Source organism: Streptosporangium sp. NPDC002721 (assembly GCF_042888905.1).
Lineage (GTDB): Bacteria > Actinomycetota > Actinomycetes > Streptosporangiales > Streptosporangiaceae > Streptosporangium.
Genome location: NZ_JBIAQI010000001.1, coordinates 232166 through 248898, shown reverse-complemented (window position 1 = coordinate 248898; position 16733 = coordinate 232166). Strand labels below are relative to the sequence as shown.

Sequence of the window (16733 nt, the reverse complement as noted above, 5' to 3'; positions counted from 1 at the left end):
GTCTGACAGACGGCAACACTCCCAACATCCCGGGCGTGTCGGGACGACCCGGCGCGCCGGAGATCCCCGGCCGGACCGGGGCCGAGGCGCTCGTCGCGCGGGCGGGCGTCGACGGCAGGCGGCTGCGGAACGCGCTGGTGGCGCTGGGTGGCGGCCGCTGGTGGACGCTCGCCGACCTGGTCAGGGAGACCGCGACGTCGCGGCGGACCATCGAGGCGCTGCTGCGCGAGGTGGACGGGGAGCTGGAGCGATCCGGCGACCGCTTCAGGCTCCCGGCCCCTCCGGCCTGGCTGGAGCCGGCCTGGCAGGACCCGGCCACCCGGGGCCGGACCTGGCAGGATGCGGCCACCCGTAATTCGGAAGGCCGAAATCCGGCCGAGCAGGGTCCGGCCCGGCAGGACCCTGCCAGGCAGGACCAGGCCAGGCAGGGGGACGACGCCTTCGCACCGGCCGGGCCGCGAGCGAACGGCCCCACGCCGACCGGCCCGGGAGTGACCGGCCCCACACCGTCCCGAGGCGGCCCTTCACCGGCTCGGGCCCGGGCGGGGAGCCTCGCGCCGGCGGACCCCGTGGCCCACCTGCTCCCCGGCCACGCGGACCTGGTCGCGCGCATGGACGAGCTGATCGCCAAGGCGCCCCGGGGCCGCCACACCCTGGACCACGTCGCCGCCACCGGCGAGACCGTGGTCAGGCGGGCTCTGCTGCTGGACGCCCGCTTCTGGCTGGACGGCGCCCGGCTGCTGTGCGTGGGCGACCACGACCTGACCTCGCTGGCCACCGCGATGCTGCACCCGGGCGTCGAGGTGACCGTCGTCGACGTCGACGAACGCATCCTCGCCTACATCGCCGGCCAGGCCGACCGGCTCGGCCTGGCCGTACGGACCCGCTGGGCCGACCTGCGCCTGGGGCTGCCCGCCTCCGCGCACTCCTGGGCCGACCTGGCGATCACCGACCCTCCCTACACCCCCGAGGGCGTCGGGCTGTTCGTCGCCCGCTGCGCGGAGGGGCTGCGCGACCGCGAGCAGGGCCGGATCATGCTGGCGTACGGCGCGAGCGAGCGCACCCCCGCGCTCGCCCTCAAGGTGCAGCAGGCCCTGTCGCAGCTCAACCTCGTCAACGAGGCGATCTACCCCGACTTCAACCGCTACTTCGGCGCCGAGGCCATCGGTTCGGCCGCCGACCTGTACGTCCTGCGTCCCACGACGAAGACCTGGCCCGCCGCGACCGCCCGCGTCGAGGCGTCCGGCACCGCCATCTACACGCAGGGCCCGCAGTCCGTGGAGTCGGCGCCCCCCTCCGCCGCCGCCCCGGCCGCGGACCCCGGCGACGGGTTCGTCCCGGAGGTGCTGGTGGGCGACTGGCCCCGCGACGTGCTGCCCAGGGCCCCCAGGGCGCGCCTGACGACCTGGCTGGCCAAGCCCTACGCCAGCGACCCGGCCAGGGTGGCGATCTCCGTACCCGCCGGTCTGGAGGCGGCGCTTCCCCGGCTGCTGCTCGCCACCCGCGCCGTGGAGGTCCGGATCACGCTGGCCGCGCCCCCGAAGGACCTCCCCGCCGACCTGCTCGCCCCCGTCTACGAGCTCACCGCCGAGGGCGCGTCCGTGCGTGCCGTACGGGTGGCGCCACCGGCCGGGAAAGCCGGCGACACCGGCTCCGACGCTGACAACGCGGCCAGGATCCTGCGCCGCGTCCTGGACAACGCGCACGGCAAGCTCGCCAACACCTGGCGCGAGGCCCTGATCAGGGTCAGGGGCGACCTGACGAAGAAGCAGGCCAGGGCGGTCGTCGCCGCCGTGGCCCCGTGGGCGGGCGACGTCACCGTCCTCGAACTGCCCGCCCACCGGCTGCTGGAGCTGCGGGCCGCGGTGGAGAGCTCCCTCAGCGCACCGGCCGACGCTGAATGAGCTCCCTCAGCGCACTGGCCGACGCTGAATGAGCTTCCTCAGCACACCGGCCGACGCTGAATGAGCTTCCTCAGCTCACCAGCCGACGCTGGATGAAGCTTCCTCAGCTCACCAGCCGACGCTGGATGACCAGTCCGAGACCGTCCACCGCGACCTGCGGGTAGGTGAGGTCCACCTTGCTCCCCGGCACGGCGGGGGCGACCCAGCTCACCGTGACGTAGTGTCCGAGGCCGCGGATCTGGGCCCAGCCGCCCGAGCCGTCGAAGCCGTCGGGCGTGCCGGGGGCGGGCCGGACGAAGCCGCCGCCCTTGAGCGCCGCCACGAGCCTGTCGGCGGCGGCGGAGTCGCCGAGATTGAAGATCAGGAACTGGCCGGAGACCGCCCCGTCCTCGGTCTCGTAGCGGGCCCGCAGCACCTGCGTGCACCCGCCGAGCGCCTCCTCTGCGCTCCCCCAGACCACCTCGGTGCAGTCGGCGAGGGTCTCGGTGTTCCTGAGCGCGAGCCTGGTCGTGCCCGCCGACACCGCGGGGCCGGGGAACATCTCCGCGACGGTCAGCGGCCGGGGATCGAGGGCACGGGTCGCGATGGGCGCGTAGTGGGCCGTACCGGTCTCCGCGCGCAGGACGGCGGGGCGCGGGGCGGGCTCGCCGCCCAGCCACAGGAAGGCTCCCGTGCCGGCGACCCCGGCCAGCACGACGATGATGATGATCCACTTGCGCATGAGGAAAAAGCTTACTTCGACATGCCGCCTGTCCTCGAAGAACCGCGGTTCCCGGCCGGAATCAGAGGCTCACCGTCCGTGGCGGCCCCGCCCGGCGGCCGGAAGGCTCCCCGTGCCACCCCCGTACCTCCCGGGCCGTCACCCCGTACCTCCCGGCGGGTCCGGCGAGCGCGAACCGGCGGGATCCGGGCAACGGCACGGCGTACGGGAGCTACTTGGTCGGCGCGGGCGCCGGGGAGGCGGCGACGATGCGACGGAAGATCGCCTTCTCCGTGGCGCGGACCGTCAGGGACAGCGAGACGAAGTCGTCCCTCGCGCCCGGCTCCGTCCCGTCGGTCTTCCCGATCCAGACCAGGCCCGCGTAGTGCCCCATGGCGTGGCCGCTGGCCTCGGTGTGCCCCCCGGCGGGGAAGGCGGCCCTGGACGTCTGGAGCGGCCGGACCCAGCCGCCCCGGTGCAGGGTGGTCAGCGTGTTCGCCAGCGTGTCGGCGGAAGCGGTGTCGCGGAGGTTGAACATGGTGTACTGGGCGATGTAGCGGCCGTCGGCACTGGTGTACAGGCCCCTGGCCACCTGGGTGCACCCTCCCTGGGTGAGCAGGTCGGCGAGCCCCTGCCCCCAGACCGCCGCCACGCAGTCGGTCTCCAATCGGGGGGCGCCCGCCAGCCTCAGCGTGACCCGGCCCTCCTTGAGGGTCTTGGCGAAGAGGTCCTTGGCCGTCAGCGGCTTGGGGTCGGCCTTGCTCTCCGCGATCGGCGCGAACACCTTGGAGGAGGGCCATCCCCGGTAGACGTCCGGCCGGGGTTCGGTGCCGATGACCGAGGCGGTGGCCCGCTCGGGCACGAAGTCGTTGCCGATCGCGGAGATCGCCAGGGTGATGGCGACCGCGGCGACCAGCACACCCGCCAGCGACCCGAACACCACCACCAGCCGCTGCTGGGTCGGCGTCAGCCCCCACTCCTCCAGCTGGGGGACGGTCCAGGTCCGCGCCTTGCCGGAGGTGCGGGTCTTGCCGGAGGTGCGGGTCTTGCCGGAGGTGCGGGTCTTGCCGGAGGTACGGCGGCGCTTGCGCCCGGGAGCCGGCGAGGGCGGGGCGGGGGTCGGGGCCGGGGGTGGCGGGGTCACAGTGCGGTTCCTCCCAGGAAGGTGCCCAGGGCGAAGGTGAGGCCGGCGGCGACGGCGCCGACGACGAGCTGGCGCAGCCCGCTGTACCACCAGCTACGCGCGGTGACCCGGGAGACCAGCGCGCCCGCGCCGAACAGCGCCAGGCAGGAGATCACCGCCGAGGCCACCAGGCTGGTGACGCCGAGCAGGTACGGCAGGAGGGGCAGGAGCGCGCCCACCCCGAACGACAGGAACGAGGAGACCGCGGCGATCCTGGGCGAGGGCAGGTCACGGAGGGTGACGCCGAGCTCGGCCTCGGTGTGCACCTCCAGGGCCCGGTCGGGGTCCGTCGAGATCTGCCTGGCCACCTCGGCCGCCACCGCGGGGTCGACGCCCCGCTCCTCGTAGAGCTTGGCGAGCTCCTCCAGCTCGGCCTCGGGGTGGCGTTCGAGCTCGCGCCGCTCGACGTCGATCTCGGCCAGGGCGAGCTCCCGCTGGCTGGCCACCGAGACGTACTCGCCGCCGGCCATGGAGAACGCGCCCGCGGCCAGCCCGGCGATGCCGGCCAGCAGGATGACCCTGGTGCCCGCGGCGCCGCCGGCGACACCGGCGATCAGCGCGAAGTTGGAGACGAGGCCGTCCATCGCGCCGAACACCGACGGCCGCAGCCAGCCGCCGTTGACATCGCGATGCCGGTGGTGCATCTCGGCACGCCCCCCGGAGGCGTCCGGACTCACGCCGGTCCTTCGGGAGACGGCCCCGGGGACTCAGCGCCCGGGGGGTGCGGCGTGCCGCCGGTCCCGGCCCCGGAGAGAGGACGCGCCGGTGTGCCGGACGATCCGGCGGCGCGTCCGGGGCCCCGGGGCCTCGACCGTGGGAAGAACGTCAACGTCGTTCTTTCTCGCCTTCGGGAACGCCCTTCGCCGCGGTCTCCTCGCGGAGCTCACTCTTCCCGGCCCCCGGAGCCTCGCTGCTCGGGACGGTGCTGTCCGGGACGGCGTCACCCGGGACGGTCTCGTCGGAGACGGTCCCGCCGGAGACGGGCCTCTCCGAGGTGGCCTCGCCCGAGGCCGAAGCCGCGGTCGCGGCCGGGGCGCTCCCGTCACGGCCGTTCTCCACCGGCTCGGCCTGGTCCGACGGGTGGGCCGGGTCGACCGACGCTCCGGCCGTGCCCGCCTTCCCGGTCTCGCCCGGAGCCTCGGCCACGAGCGTCGCCGAGGCGGCCGGCGCCTCGCCGTCGTTCCCGCCCTGCTCGGTCTCGCCGTCGTTCCCGGTCCGGCCGGTCTCGCCGTCGTTCTCGGTCTCGTCGGCCTGGTCCGACGGATGGGCCGGGTCGACGGGATCCCCCGCCCCGTCCCCCGGCTCCGGCGCGACCAGGGTCTTCGCCGAGGCCGACCGCGACTCCGCGCTCTCGTCGTCCCCCGGGACGTCCCCCGCGACCACGGCCCCGCCGGTGAGGTCGTCGGGATCGGTCACCGGGACGACCCGCTCCTCGGTCGTCTTGTTCCTGGCGTACCAGAAGTAGGCCATCGCCCCGATGAACAGGATGATCGAGGTCCACTGGTTGAGCCGCAGGCCGAGGATGTGGTGGGCGGTGTCGACCCGCAGGCCCTCGATCCAGAAGCGGCCCACGGTGTAGCCGGCGACGTAGAGCGCGAACAGGCGGCCGTGGCGGAGCACGAACTTGCGGCCGAGCCAGATGAGGACCAGCGCCAGGCCCAGGTCCCAGATCGACTCGTACAGGAACGCGGGGTGGTAGGTGTCCTCGCCCGGCACCGTGCCCGGCCGGTCGGGGTCGATCTCCAGGCCCCACGGCAGGTCCGTGGGCCTGCCGAACAGCTCCTGGTTGAAGTAGTTGCCCCAGCGGCCGATGGCCTGGGCCACCACGATGCCGGGGGCGACGGTGTCGGCCACCGCGGTCAGGGAGATCCCCCGGCCGCGGCAGCCCAGCCAGACGCCCACGCCGCCGAGCGCGACGGCGCCCCAGATGCCCAGGCCGCCGTTCCAGATGAACAGCGCCTCGATCGGCTCGTTGGGCGCGTCCGGCCCGAAGTAGAGCTGCCAGTCGGTGATGACGTGGTAGAGGCGGCCACCGACCAGGCCGAACGGCACGGCCCAGACGGCGAGGTCCACGATCGTTCCAGGGACACCGCCGCGGGCGCGCCAGCGACGTTCGCCGATGGCGACCGCGACGACGACACCAAGCACGATGCACAGTGCGTAGGCCCGGATGGGGACCACGCCGAAGAGGTGCCAGACCCCCTGGGAGGGGCTGGGAATCGAGGCGAGGGGCATGTCAGGTGACGTTACCGTGTCAGGCGCTACTTGGCGGCATCAAGAACGGCCTGACGTAGCTCGGCCGGTTTGAAGGCCACCGCGGTGTCCAGCTCGGTGCCGTTGAGCTTCAGCGTCGGGGTGCCCGTGAGCTTCTGCGTCTTCAGGACCTCGGCGCTGTAGGCGAGGTGCGCGGACGCCTTCTCCTGGCTGGTCACGCACTTCTCGAAGGCGGGATCGGTCACCCCGGCCTCCTTGCCCCAGGCGACCAGGTCGGGGATCGCGAAGCCCTCCACGGTCTCGGACGGCTGCTCCTCGAACAGCCTGTCGTGGAACTTGCTCCAAGGGGCGCCCCCGGCGATGCATCGGGAGGCCGCCCCGGCGCGCACGGAGTTGCCCCGGGTGATGCCCTTGTTGGTCTGCTCCGAGAAGATCGTGATCGGGTGGTAGACCACCTTGGCCTTGCCCTCGGCCGCCAGGTTCTTGATCGTGGCGCCGCTGGTCCTCTCCAGCGCCTCGCACGCGGGGCACTGGAAGTCCTCGAAGACGTCCAGGACCGGCTTCTCCACGCCCGCCCTGGCCATGACCACCGACCCGTCGGAGGCGACGGTGACCGGTGCGAGCGCGGCGCCGACCTCCTCGGACCTGCTGCTCTGGGCGGCGAACCACCAGCCCGCCCCCACTGCGGCGATCGCGACGACGGCGACCGTTCCGATGGTCGCCATGCGCTTGCGCCTTTCCCTCAGCAACTGCTCTTCACGCTGTGCCTTGATCCGATCACGCGCCGACTGATCCCGCGCGGCCTTGCCCATCAGTCCGTCTCCTTTTCCTGGTGCTCCTCCTCGTCGTCGCCCTCGGGCTCGTCGTACGGCTCCCGTCCCGGGGTGAGCCCCAGGGCGGAGTCCAGCGCGAAGCGGCCCGGAGGGAACCAGGCGACGAGCACACCGAGTCCGAAGAGACCGAGGTCACGCAGGATGTCGATGAGGTAGTCGGGCTCCACCCCGGCCGCCAGCTGACCACCGCCGCCGAAGCAGCCGCAGTCGATGCGCAGCCCGCGCGCCCACGCCGAGGCGATCCCGATGACGAACGCCAGCATGAGCAGTGCCGAGATGACACCCGCCGCCCGGGTGAGCAGCCCGACGACCAGCAACACCCCCACGACGATCTCCAGGATCGGCAGGCCGTAGCCGACCGCCGTGGCGAGCGATTCAGGGAGCAGTTCATATGCCTCGACCGCCTGAACCGAGAGCACCGGGGTGCCGATCTTGCCCCAACCCGCGACAATCAGCACGCCCGCAAGCACCAGCCGCGAGACGGTCGTTACCCAGGGTAGCGCCGAAATCACGATACGCGACCTATTGGGCGCGGGGTTATCAGAGGTCACGAGCACCATTCTCCTATTCCAGGCCACGGGCGCGGACGTCTCCGGCGAACGCAAGGTATCCGATGGAAACCTCATCACGGGCTGGATAAGCGTCGAATAAGCCTGTCCGGCAGGCATGAAACAGAGCACGCCCCCTCCGTGGGAGGGAGCGCGCCCGGGCGGGTCCTCGGCGCCTGACGCCCGCCACCGGCTCGGCGCCCGGCCCGCAGGCGGGCCCTCAGCGCCCGAACGCCCGGACCCGGCTCGGCGCCCGGCTCACGGACGGCCCCTCAACTCCTGGACGCCCGCCCAACGGCTGGGCGCCCAGCTCACGGGCGAGTCCTCGGCGCCTGAAACCCCCCGCCGGCTCGCAAGCGGGCCTTCAACCCCTGACGCCCGCCCACCAACTCGGTGCCCGGCTCGCAAGCGGGCCCTCAGCCCCTGACGCCCGCCGCCAGCTCGGCGCCCAGCTCGCGGACGGCCGCCAGACCGGAGTTCTCGTCGGGGGCGTCCAGAACGCGGCGGATGAACGCCGACCCCACGATGACGCCGTCGGCGTAGCCCGCGACCTCGGCGGCCTGCCGCCCGGTGCCGACGCCCAGGCCGACGCACACCGGCAGGGAGGTGTGCGGGCGGGTGCGCTCGACCAGGCCCTGCGCGGCCTCGCCGACCGATTCGCGGGCGCCGGTCACGCCCATCAGCGACGCCGCGTAGACGAAGCCGGTGCAGCTGTCGGCGACGGCCCTGATGCGGGCCTCGGTGGAGCTGGGCGCGACCAGGAAGACCGTGTCGATCCCGGCCGAGGCGCTGGCCTCGCGCCAGGGACCGGCCTCCTCGGGGGTGAGGTCGGGCGTGATGGTGCCCACCCCGCCCGCGCTCGCCAGGTCACGGGCGAAGCGGTCGACGCCGTAGCGGTCGATCGGGTTCCAGTACGTCATGACCAGGGTGGCGGCACCGGTGGCGGCCACGCCCTCGACCGTGCGGAGCACGTCGGCGATGCGGGTGCCGTTGGTCAGCGCCCGGTGGACGGCGTCCTGGATCGTCGGGCCGTCCATCAGGGGGTCCGAGTAGGGCAGGCCGATCTCGATCACGTCACAGCCGGCCTCCACCATGGCGGTGGCGACGGCGATCGCACCCTCCTTGCTGGGGAACCCGGCGGGCAGGTAGCCGATGAGGGCGGCGCGGTCGTCCGCCTTGGCCTTGGCGAACACCGTCTGGAGAGTCGTCATCGTTGCTTCCGTTGCGGTTCGTCCCCTCCGGGCCGCCGGAGGGAAGCAAGTCGGTCGTCAGAGGTTGAAGTACTTCATCGCGGTGCCCATGTCCTTGTCGCCCCGGCCCGAGAGGTTGACCAGGATCGTCGCCTCGGGACCCATCTCGCGACCCAGTTTGAGGGCTCCGGCGAGCGCGTGCGAGGACTCGATCGCGGGGATGATGCCCTCGGTGCGGGCGAGGAGGGAGAAGGCGTCCATCGCCTCGGCGTCGGTGATGCCGTGGTAGGTGGCGCGGCCGCTGTCCTTGAGCCAGGCGTGCTCGGGGCCGACGCCGGGATAGTCGAGCCCGGCCGAGATCGAGTGCGACTCGACCGTCTGGCCCTCGTCGTCCTGCAGCACGTAGGTGCGCGAGCCGTGCAGCACGCCGATGGAGCCCTCGGTGAGGGTGAGGGCGTGCTCGCCGCTCTCCAGACCCCGGCCGCCGGCCTCGTAGCCGTGCAGCTGGACGTCCTTGTCGTCGAGGAAGGCGTGGAAGATGCCGATGGCGTTCGATCCGCCGCCGACGGCGGCGGCGACCGCGTCGGGCAGCCTGCCGGTGAGCTCCAGCGTCTGGCGGCGGGCCTCGACGCCGATGATGCGGGCGAAGTCGCGGACGATCTCCGGGAACGGGTGCGGCCCGGCGATGGTGCCGAAGAGGTAGTGCGTACGGTCGACGTTGGCGACCCAGTCGCGGAACGCCTCGTTGATGGCGTCCTTGAGGGTCTGGCTGCCGTTGGTGACCGGGACGACGGTGGCGCCGAGCAGCTTCATGCGGGCGACGTTGAGCGCCTGGCGCTCGCAGTCGACGGCCCCCATGTAGATCACGCACTCCAGGCCCATCAGGGCGGCGGCGGTCGCGGTGGCGACGCCGTGCTGGCCGGCGCCGGTCTCGGCGATCACCCGCGTCTTGCCCAGGCGCTTGGTCAGCAGGGCCTGGCCGAGCACATTGTTGATCTTGTGGGCGCCGGTGTGGGTCAGGTCCTCGCGCTTGAGGACGATCCGGGCGCCGCCCGCCTGCTCGGCGAAGCGCGGGACCTCGGTCAGCGTGGTCGGCCGCCCGGCGTAGGTGCGCAGCAGGTGGTCGAACTCCCGCAGGAACGCCTCGTCGTTCTTCGCCTTGTCGTACTCCGCCGCGACCTCGTCCAGCGCCGGGATGAGCGCCTCGGGCACGTAGCGTCCGCCGAAGACGCCGAACTTGCCGTGGACGTCGGGGTCGTTGCCGTGGGCGGCGTTCCCCGCGAGGTCGGCGGTGGTGATGACGGTTCCCTCGTGCGTTGTCACTGCTTACTGCCCCTCGGGTCGGGATGCTGGGTGGGCACCGGCGGTGACCAGGTCGACCACGGCGGCCCGCGGGTCCTTGCCGGTCACCAGGCTCTCGCCGACCAGGACGGCGTCGGCGCCCGCCCTGGCGTAGGCGAGCAGGTCGTGGGGGCCGCGCACGCCCGACTCAGCGATCTTGATGACGCCGTCGGGGATCTTCGGAGCCAGCTTGGCGAACACTTCACGGTCGACCTCGAGGGTCTTGAGGTTCCGCGCGTTGACACCGATGATCTTGGCTCCGGCGGCGAGCGCCCGGTCGAGCTCCTCCTCGGTGTGCACCTCGACCAGCGGGGTCAGCCCGATCGACTCGGCCCGCTCGATCAGCGAGACCAGCGCGTTCTGGTCGAGCGCCGCGACGATCAGCAGCGCCAGGTCGGCACCGTAGGCGCGGGCCTCCCACAGCTGGTACGAGGTGACGATGAAGTCCTTGCGCAGCACCGGGATGTCGACGACGGCGCGCACCGCGGCCAGGTCGTCGAGGCTGCCGCCGAAGCGGCGCCGCTCGGTGAGCACGCTGATGACGTGGGCGCCGCCCGACTCGTAGTCGCCCGCCAGCGCGGCGGGGTCGGCGATCGCGGCCAGGGCGCCCTTGGACGGGCTGGAGCGCTTGACCTCGGCGATGACCGCCACCTGGTCGCCGCCCAGCGCCGCGTACGCGTCGCGGGGGGCGGGCGCCCGCCCGGCCCGCTCCTTGAGTTCGGCCAGCGTCACCTTCTCCTGCCGCTCGGCCAGATCGGCGCGGACTCCTTCGAGGATCTCCTCGAGCACGCTCACTTGCCCTCCTCGCGAAGCTCCGGGGCCAGGTTCGCGGACGCTGCCGTGTCCGTGGTTCGCTCGCTCCGCTCACTCACGAGTTAGGCCCCTCCCGAATCAACTGCCCTTGTTCCGCCGATGCTATCGGCCCTACCGGGGTTGCCCGGCCACGGGGTGAGACCTATCGGTGACTATGGGGCCAGGAATTCCCCAAAAGGAAGATTTCGCACTATCCAAAACACGACCATCAAAGCGAGCAATAACCACGCGTAGGCCGGGTGTATGGATTTCCAGGCGGGCGCCCCGCCGGATTTCCAGGCGCGCGCGCCGCCGGATTTTCCGGTGGGCCCGCCGCCGGACCAGGCGCGCAGCGCCCACCGGCCCCAGAGTACGACCAGCGCCGGGATCGCGAGCACGACGAGCGGGTTGAGCCCCAGGGCCGTCACGGGATCGCCGTGGACGAGCGCGTACACCGTCCGCAGGCCGCCGCAGCCGGGGCAGTAGAGGCCGGTGAGCATGAGGAACGGGCAGGTCGGGTAGTGGCCGGGCTCGTTGGGGTCGACCGTCCCCACGAACGCCACCGCCGCGCCCGCCGCGAGCGCGGCGCCGAGCGGGGCCAGCACGGCCGTCGCGCGCGACCCGCGCGAACCCTCGGTCCGCCCCGTCACCATGCCGTCAGCGCCCTTCGCCGGTGTCCAGCCCCTCACCGGCCACCCTACCCACGGCCCACGCCGCCCCCGGGCCGCCGGGGCGCCGGGGCGCCGGGCCACTGGGGCGCCGGGCCACTGGGGCGCCGGGCCACTGGGGCGAACCCTCGCCGGAACCGGAACCGGAACCGGAACGGGTCACGGGAACCTGGCGCGATCGATACCGTTCGCGGCTCCCGGCCGGGCCTGAGCCCGGTCATGAAGCGAACCGGCACCGGACGCCCGGCTTTCGCGTCAGTAGCTCGCGCCGCCGCCGATGAGGGCCGCGGCCCCGATCAGCCAGAAGAGCAACGCCACGCCTATCCAGCACAGGACGCTGAAGTAGGACAGGACCAGGCCGGCGATGGCCATGCCCCGGCCCTCCTCGCCCGTCCGCTTGATCTGTCCCAGCGAGATGTGGCCGAGCACCACGCCCACGAGCGAGGGAAGGCCGCAGATGAACAGCCCCGCGATGCCCATGATCAGCGAGGCGACGGCCATGCCGTTGTTGCCCCTGGGCGGCGGCGGCGCGCCGTACCCGCCGTAGGGGTCGTAGCCGCCACCGGGCTGGCCGTAGCCGGGCTGGCCGTAACCGGGTTGGCCATACCCGGGCTGGCCGTAACCGGGCTGGCCGTAATCGCCGTACCCTCCGGTGCCGTAACCGCCGCCGGATGAATCGTGGCCACCCGGGGGGCCGTAGCCGCCGCCCCCTGGGGTCTGGCCATAGCCATCCGAGTGATTGCCATAGCTCATGAATGACCCCCAATTATCCGAGTTGCGGGCGAAATCCTAGCGAAAATGCTCCGGGAAGGAGAGGCTCCGCTCACGCTTGTGAGCGCGTTGTGAGCAAGTCGTAGCCGAAAGCACACGCCCCGGCGTCTTGGGCGCCCCCAGAGGATCAGCGCCCGCGAAGTTCAGCGCCCGTAGAGGATCAGCGCCCGCGGGGGTCAGCGCCCGCGGGGGTCCGGGTCGGCCGTGGGGTCGGTGCCCTCGTCGAGGGCGTCCCACAGTGCCCGCTCGCTGGGGGCGCTCTCGGCGGGAGCGGGACGGCTCACGGCACCGCCGGGACCCGGCCCCGTCCCCTGACGGTCGTACCGGCCGGACATGCCCGGCCAGCGTCGGCCGCGCAGGATCGCCGCGACCCCTCCGGCCAGCAGCAGGAGCCCCCCGGCGGAGGCGAGGACCGGCCAGACGACGGCCTGCGCGACCTGCGGGGCGGTGCCCGCGGCCATCGGCGCCTGCTCGGCGGAGATCCGCAGCGCGGCGCTCGCGCCGCTCCCCCACCAGGAACCGGCGATCGTCCCGGCCCCGACGAGCGCCATCACCGCCCCGACGATCCCGCGCCACACGCCCCCCGTGGCGAGGACGGCGACCACCGCGGCGAGCGCCGCCCAGGCGGCGGGGCCGAGCGCGGGGACCAGTTCGGCCGCGGAGACCGCCACCTCGCGGGTGCCGTACGTCACGGTGAACCAGTCGCGCCCGGCGGCGAGGAGCACCAGCGCGGCGCCCGCCGCGCACGCGGCCAGCCAGGTGAACAGCTCCCGCCTGGCCGTCACGCCCGGGTCACCGTCAGCTCGCCGGCGTCGAAGCAGGTCCGGTCGCCGGTGTGGCAGGCGGCGCCCACCTGGTCGACCTTGAGCAGGATGGTGTCGCCGTCGCAGTCGAGCGCGGCGGACTTGACGTGCTGGACGTGGCCGGAGGTGTCGCCCTTCACCCAGTAGGCCCCGCGGCTGCGCGACCAGTAGGTGGCCCTGCCGGTGGTGAGCGTGCGGTGCAGCGCCTCGTCGTCCATCCAGGCGAGCATGAGCACCTCGCCGGTGTCGTACTGCTGGACGACGGCGGGAACCAGCCCGTCGGCGGTGCGCTTCAGCCGGGCCGCGATGGCGAGGTCAAGGGACATGCGGCAATTGTGCCGCAACCGGGGGGAGGGGTCGCGACCGGCCTTCGCTCCCCCCAAAAGGCGGCTCAGTGGCCGCGGTCGTCGTCGAGCACGTCGGCGGCGTGGACGACGATCCTGGGGTCGGGGGTGCCGACGATCTCGTGGTCCTTGTTCTCGTACTCGAACAGGCTCAGGACGTGGCGCATGGCCTCGGTCCTGGCCCGCTTCTTGTCATTGCTCTTGATCACCGTCCACGGGGCCTCCTCCGTGTCGGTGTGGATGAACATGTCCTCCTTGGCGGCGGTGTAGTCCTCCCACTTGTCGAGCGACTCCAGGTCCATCGGCGACAGCTTCCACTGCCGCACCGGGTCGACCTGGCGGATCACGAACCGGGTGCGCTGCTCGGACCGCGAGACCGAGAACCAGAACTTCACCAGGTGGATGCCGTCGCGGACGAGCATCCGCTCGAACTCGGGGGCCTGCTCCAGGAACTCCAGGTACTCCTCGGGGGTGCAGAAGCCCATCACCCGCTCGACCCCGGCGCGGTTGTACCAGGAGCGGTCGAAGAAGACCATCTCCCCGGCGGCGGGCAGGTGGGAGATGTAGCGCTGGAAGTACCACTGGGTACTCTCGCGCTCGCTCGGCTTCTCCAGCGCCACCACGTTCGCGCCCCTGGGGTTGAGGTGCTCCATGAACCGCTTGATCGTGCCGCCCTTGCCCGCGGCGTCGCGCCCCTCGAAGAGGACGACCATGCGCCCCCCGGTGTCCTTGATCCAGTACTGGAGCTTGAGCAGCTCGATCTGGAGCAGCCGCTTGAGCCGGTCGTACTCCGCCCGCTCCATCCGCTCGTCGTAGGGGTACTTCTCCCGCCAGGTGTCGACCGGGCTGCCGTCCTTGCGGACGAGGACGGGATCGTCGTCGTCATCGTCGTTGACCCGCAGATCGGTCAGCTCGTCGAGCAGGTCGCTGCGGTCTATCGCCGCGTGGACGTCCACCACGGGGAACTGGCTGTCCGACGGCTCCCCGCCAATCAACTCCGACATTCGACCCCTTCCCCTCGGGCGACGGTGAGACCCGCCTCCGTCCTGCCTCTACCTCCCTCTGAGCAGGCTAATCCTCCCCGGACGCCCCTTTCTCGGCGGGTGATCCACCCCGTCGCCACGGGGAATGATCGGCTTCGTCCAAAAACCTACTAAACAAGTAGGTCTTGACGGGATTGTGAACGTGTGTTGAAGTGATGCCGTGCGCCCAGAGTTCCGGCCGGCGGCGGGCGAGCACCTCGCCCGCCGCCGCCCCCACCGCCTCCCCTGTCGCCGCTGACCTGCGTCGCCGCCGTCCTTGTCGCCCCCACCCCTGTCGCCGCCGTCGCGCGACCTTCCGGCGCTCCGCCCTCGGAGCGCGCGCCACCCCTGTTCGGTACGACCAGCCAGAAAGGCCTCAACCATGCCCGTCGAATTCTCAGGCGCCGGCGGCGGTGACACACACGATCTCCCCGCGGCCCTCGCGAAGGCACCACCCCCGGTGACGGGCGGCCGGGGGCGCGGGTACGCGTCGAGCCGGACCCGGTCCGTCCCCGGGTCCGCCTCCCGCCGATCGGGCGGGTCCCGCGTGATCCTGGCCGCCACTCCCCCCGCGGGCGGCCCCCCGGACGGCCCCGGAGACACGGCGGCCGGTGAGCCCCCGCTGAAGGTGGTCACCACCCGCCACCCCGGGCGCTGGGTGGCGGCCCTGGGCGTCGCGGTGCTGCTGGCCATGGCGGTCAGCGCGCTGGTCACCAACCCGGCCTGGGAGTGGGAGGTGGTCGGGGAGTACCTGTTCGCGCCCTCGGTGCTGCGGTCGGTCGTGTTCACCCTGGAACTGACCGCGCTGGGAATCGTCTTCGGCTTCCTGCTCGGCACGGTCCTGGCGCTCATGCGGCTGTCGGGGAACCCGCTGCTCAACTCGGTCGCCTGGGGCTACATCGCGCTGTTCCGGTCGGTGCCGCTCATCCTGCAGCTGCTGTTCTGGTACAACCTCGCCCTGCTGTACCCGAGGCTCTCCTTCGGGGTGCCGTTCGGCCCGGCGTTCTTCGACATCGGGACGATGGACCTGATCGGCCCGGTCACCGCCGCCGCGCTGGGCCTCGCCCTGCACCAGGCCGCCTACGCCGCGGAGATCGTCCGGGCCGGGCTGCTCTCGGTGGACCACGGCCAGCGGGAGGCGGCCGCGGCGCTGGGCATCCCCAGGACCCGGCAGCTGTTCCGGATCGTCCTGCCGCAGGCCATGCGGTCGATCGTGCCGACCGCCGGAAACGAGATCATCGGCCTGGTCAAGGGCACCTCGGTCGTCTACATCATGGCCCTGCCCGAGCTCTTCTACCAGGTCCAGGTGATCTACAACCGCAACGGCAGGGTGATCGCCCTGCTGCTGGTGGCGACCATCTGGTACCTCGTCATGACCTCCGTGATGTCCGTCGCCCAGCACTACGTCGAGCGCCACTACGGCAGGGGGCGCGCATGAGCGCCACGATGGTCGAGCTGCGGGACGTACACAAGAGCTTCGGCCCGCTGGAGGTGCTGCGCGGGGTGGACCTGAAGGTCGCCGCGGGCGAGGTCACGGTGATCCTGGGCCCGTCGGGGTCGGGGAAGTCCACGCTCCTGCGTACCGTCAACCACCTGGAGAAGGTGGACAGCGGTTCGGTCAGCGTCGACGGGGAGCTGGTCGGCTACCGCAGGTCCGGCGACAGGCTGTACGAGCTGCCCGAGCGCGAGATCCTCCGGCAGCGCACCAAGATCGGCTTCGTCTTCCAGAACTTCAACCTCTTCCCGCACCTGACCGTGCACGAGAACGTCACCGAGGCGCCCCGGTCGGCCCAGCGCAGGCCGAGGGCGGAGGTGGACGCGCTGGCGACCCGGCTGCTGGAGCGGGTTGGGCTCTCCGACAAGGCGCGCTCCTACCCCCGCAAGCTCTCCGGCGGTCAGCAGCAGCGGGTGGCCATCGCCCGCGCCCTGGCCCTGGAGCCCAAGGTCATCCTCTTCGACGAGCCGACGTCCGCGCTGGACCCGGAGCTCGTCGGCGAGGTGCTCGACGTGGTCAAGGACCTCGCCGGGAGCGGCACCACCATGATCGTCGTCACCCACGAGGTCGGCTTCGCCCGCGAGGTCGCCGACACCGTGGTCTTCATGGACGAGGGCCGGATCGTCGAGCGGGGCACTCCCGCCGAGGTGCTGGACGCCCCCCGGCACGAGCGCACCCGCCTCTTCCTCAGCAAGGTCCTCTGACCCTCCCGCGAGGACCCTCACGAAGACTTCCCACGAAGACTTCCCACGACCCTCGCAAGGACCTCTCGCGAAGACCTCCCACGACCCTTGCGAAGACCTCCCACGAAGACCCCTCACGACCCTTGCGAAGACCTCCCACGAAGACCCCTCACGACCCTCGCGAGGACCTCCCACGAAACCCCCGCCCGAAGATCCCTCGCGCGGCTCCCGCGCGAATCCCC

The 16733-nt window shown here is 72.3% G+C and carries 17 protein-coding genes; 3 read left to right on the top strand and 14 right to left on the bottom strand.

Annotated features, from left to right (window positions below; all coding sequences use genetic code 11):
- Positions 1 to 35 precede the first annotated feature (35 nt).
- Entirely contained in the window at positions 36 to 1904 is a 1869-nt protein-coding gene (locus ACFYWM_RS01090) for a bis-aminopropyl spermidine synthase family protein (protein WP_389907060.1), read from the top strand.
- A 103-nt stretch (positions 1905 to 2007) separates the two neighbouring features.
- Here ACFYWM_RS01090 and ACFYWM_RS01085 read toward each other — a convergent pair whose 3' ends face one another.
- The 14 genes from ACFYWM_RS01085 to ppk2 form a co-directional block, all read right to left on the bottom strand.
- On the bottom strand, positions 2008 to 2625 hold the full coding sequence (locus tag ACFYWM_RS01085; protein ID WP_389907058.1) for a hypothetical protein: 618 nt from the start codon (positions 2623 to 2625) through the stop codon (positions 2008 to 2010).
- A gap of 211 nt (positions 2626 to 2836) precedes the next feature.
- On the bottom strand, positions 2837 to 3748 hold the full coding sequence (locus ACFYWM_RS01080) for a hypothetical protein (RefSeq protein WP_389907056.1): 912 nt from the start codon (positions 3746 to 3748) through the stop codon (positions 2837 to 2839).
- Positions 3745 to 4464: a VIT1/CCC1 transporter family protein gene (locus tag ACFYWM_RS01075; protein ID WP_389907054.1), complete on the bottom strand. Its 720-nt coding sequence runs from the start codon at positions 4462 to 4464 to the stop codon at positions 3745 to 3747. Before ACFYWM_RS01075 ends, ACFYWM_RS01080 begins: the two co-directional genes overlap by 4 nt.
- A 148-nt stretch (positions 4465 to 4612) precedes the next feature.
- Positions 4613 to 6022 carry a prolipoprotein diacylglyceryl transferase gene (gene lgt, locus ACFYWM_RS01070; RefSeq protein ID WP_389907052.1) on the bottom strand — a complete coding sequence of 470 codons (1410 nt, stop codon included), beginning with the start codon at positions 6020 to 6022 and terminating at the stop codon, positions 4613 to 4615.
- Positions 6023 to 6048: 26 nt separating this feature from the next.
- Positions 6049 to 6813, bottom strand: coding sequence for a DsbA family protein (locus tag ACFYWM_RS01065; RefSeq protein WP_389907050.1), 765 nt, complete (start codon positions 6811 to 6813; stop codon positions 6049 to 6051).
- Complete coding sequence (locus tag ACFYWM_RS01060; protein ID WP_389907048.1) at positions 6813 to 7394, bottom strand: MauE/DoxX family redox-associated membrane protein; 582 nt, start codon at positions 7392 to 7394, stop codon at positions 6813 to 6815. Before ACFYWM_RS01060 ends, ACFYWM_RS01065 begins: the two co-directional genes overlap by 1 nt.
- A 404-nt stretch (positions 7395 to 7798) precedes the next feature.
- Positions 7799 to 8593, bottom strand: coding sequence for a tryptophan synthase subunit alpha (gene trpA / locus ACFYWM_RS01055; protein WP_389907046.1), 795 nt, complete (start codon positions 8591 to 8593; stop codon positions 7799 to 7801).
- Positions 8594 to 8650: 57 nt separating this feature from the next.
- The gene (gene trpB / locus ACFYWM_RS01050) at positions 8651 to 9871 is read right to left on the bottom strand and encodes a tryptophan synthase subunit beta (protein ID WP_389907518.1); all 1221 of its coding nucleotides are present in this window, start codon (positions 9869 to 9871) and stop codon (positions 8651 to 8653) included.
- 27 nt (positions 9872 to 9898) lie between these two features.
- A complete protein-coding gene (gene trpC / locus ACFYWM_RS01045) occupies positions 9899 to 10708 on the bottom strand; it encodes an indole-3-glycerol phosphate synthase TrpC (RefSeq protein ID WP_362842743.1) in 810 nt (269 codons plus the stop codon).
- A gap of 170 nt (positions 10709 to 10878) precedes the next feature.
- Positions 10879 to 11394 (bottom strand): DUF2752 domain-containing protein, encoded by a 516-nt coding sequence (locus ACFYWM_RS01040; RefSeq protein WP_389907043.1) that lies wholly within the window; start codon positions 11392 to 11394, stop codon positions 10879 to 10881.
- A gap of 234 nt (positions 11395 to 11628) precedes the next feature.
- Positions 11629 to 12126: a DUF4190 domain-containing protein gene (locus ACFYWM_RS01035; RefSeq protein ID WP_389907041.1), complete on the bottom strand. Its 498-nt coding sequence runs from the start codon at positions 12124 to 12126 to the stop codon at positions 11629 to 11631.
- A gap of 194 nt (positions 12127 to 12320) precedes the next feature.
- Positions 12321 to 12929: a TIGR02234 family membrane protein gene (locus ACFYWM_RS01030; protein ID WP_389907039.1), complete on the bottom strand. Its 609-nt coding sequence runs from the start codon at positions 12927 to 12929 to the stop codon at positions 12321 to 12323.
- Positions 12926 to 13273, bottom strand: coding sequence for a phosphoribosyl-AMP cyclohydrolase (gene hisI / locus ACFYWM_RS01025; protein ID WP_389907037.1), 348 nt, complete (start codon positions 13271 to 13273; stop codon positions 12926 to 12928). Before hisI ends, ACFYWM_RS01030 begins: the two co-directional genes overlap by 4 nt.
- Before the next feature lie 65 nt (positions 13274 to 13338).
- Positions 13339 to 14295: a polyphosphate kinase 2 gene (gene ppk2, locus ACFYWM_RS01020; RefSeq protein ID WP_389907035.1), complete on the bottom strand. Its 957-nt coding sequence runs from the start codon at positions 14293 to 14295 to the stop codon at positions 13339 to 13341.
- A gap of 565 nt (positions 14296 to 14860) precedes the next feature.
- On the opposite strand from ppk2, the gene ACFYWM_RS01015 reads away from it, so the two are divergent.
- Entirely contained in the window at positions 14861 to 15751 is an 891-nt protein-coding gene (locus tag ACFYWM_RS01015; protein WP_389907033.1) for an amino acid ABC transporter permease, read from the top strand.
- Positions 15748 to 16512, top strand: a complete 765-nt coding sequence (locus tag ACFYWM_RS01010; RefSeq protein ID WP_389907031.1) for an amino acid ABC transporter ATP-binding protein — start codon at positions 15748 to 15750, stop codon at positions 16510 to 16512. Before ACFYWM_RS01015 ends, ACFYWM_RS01010 begins: the two co-directional genes overlap by 4 nt.
- Positions 16513 to 16733: the final 221 nt, after the last annotated feature.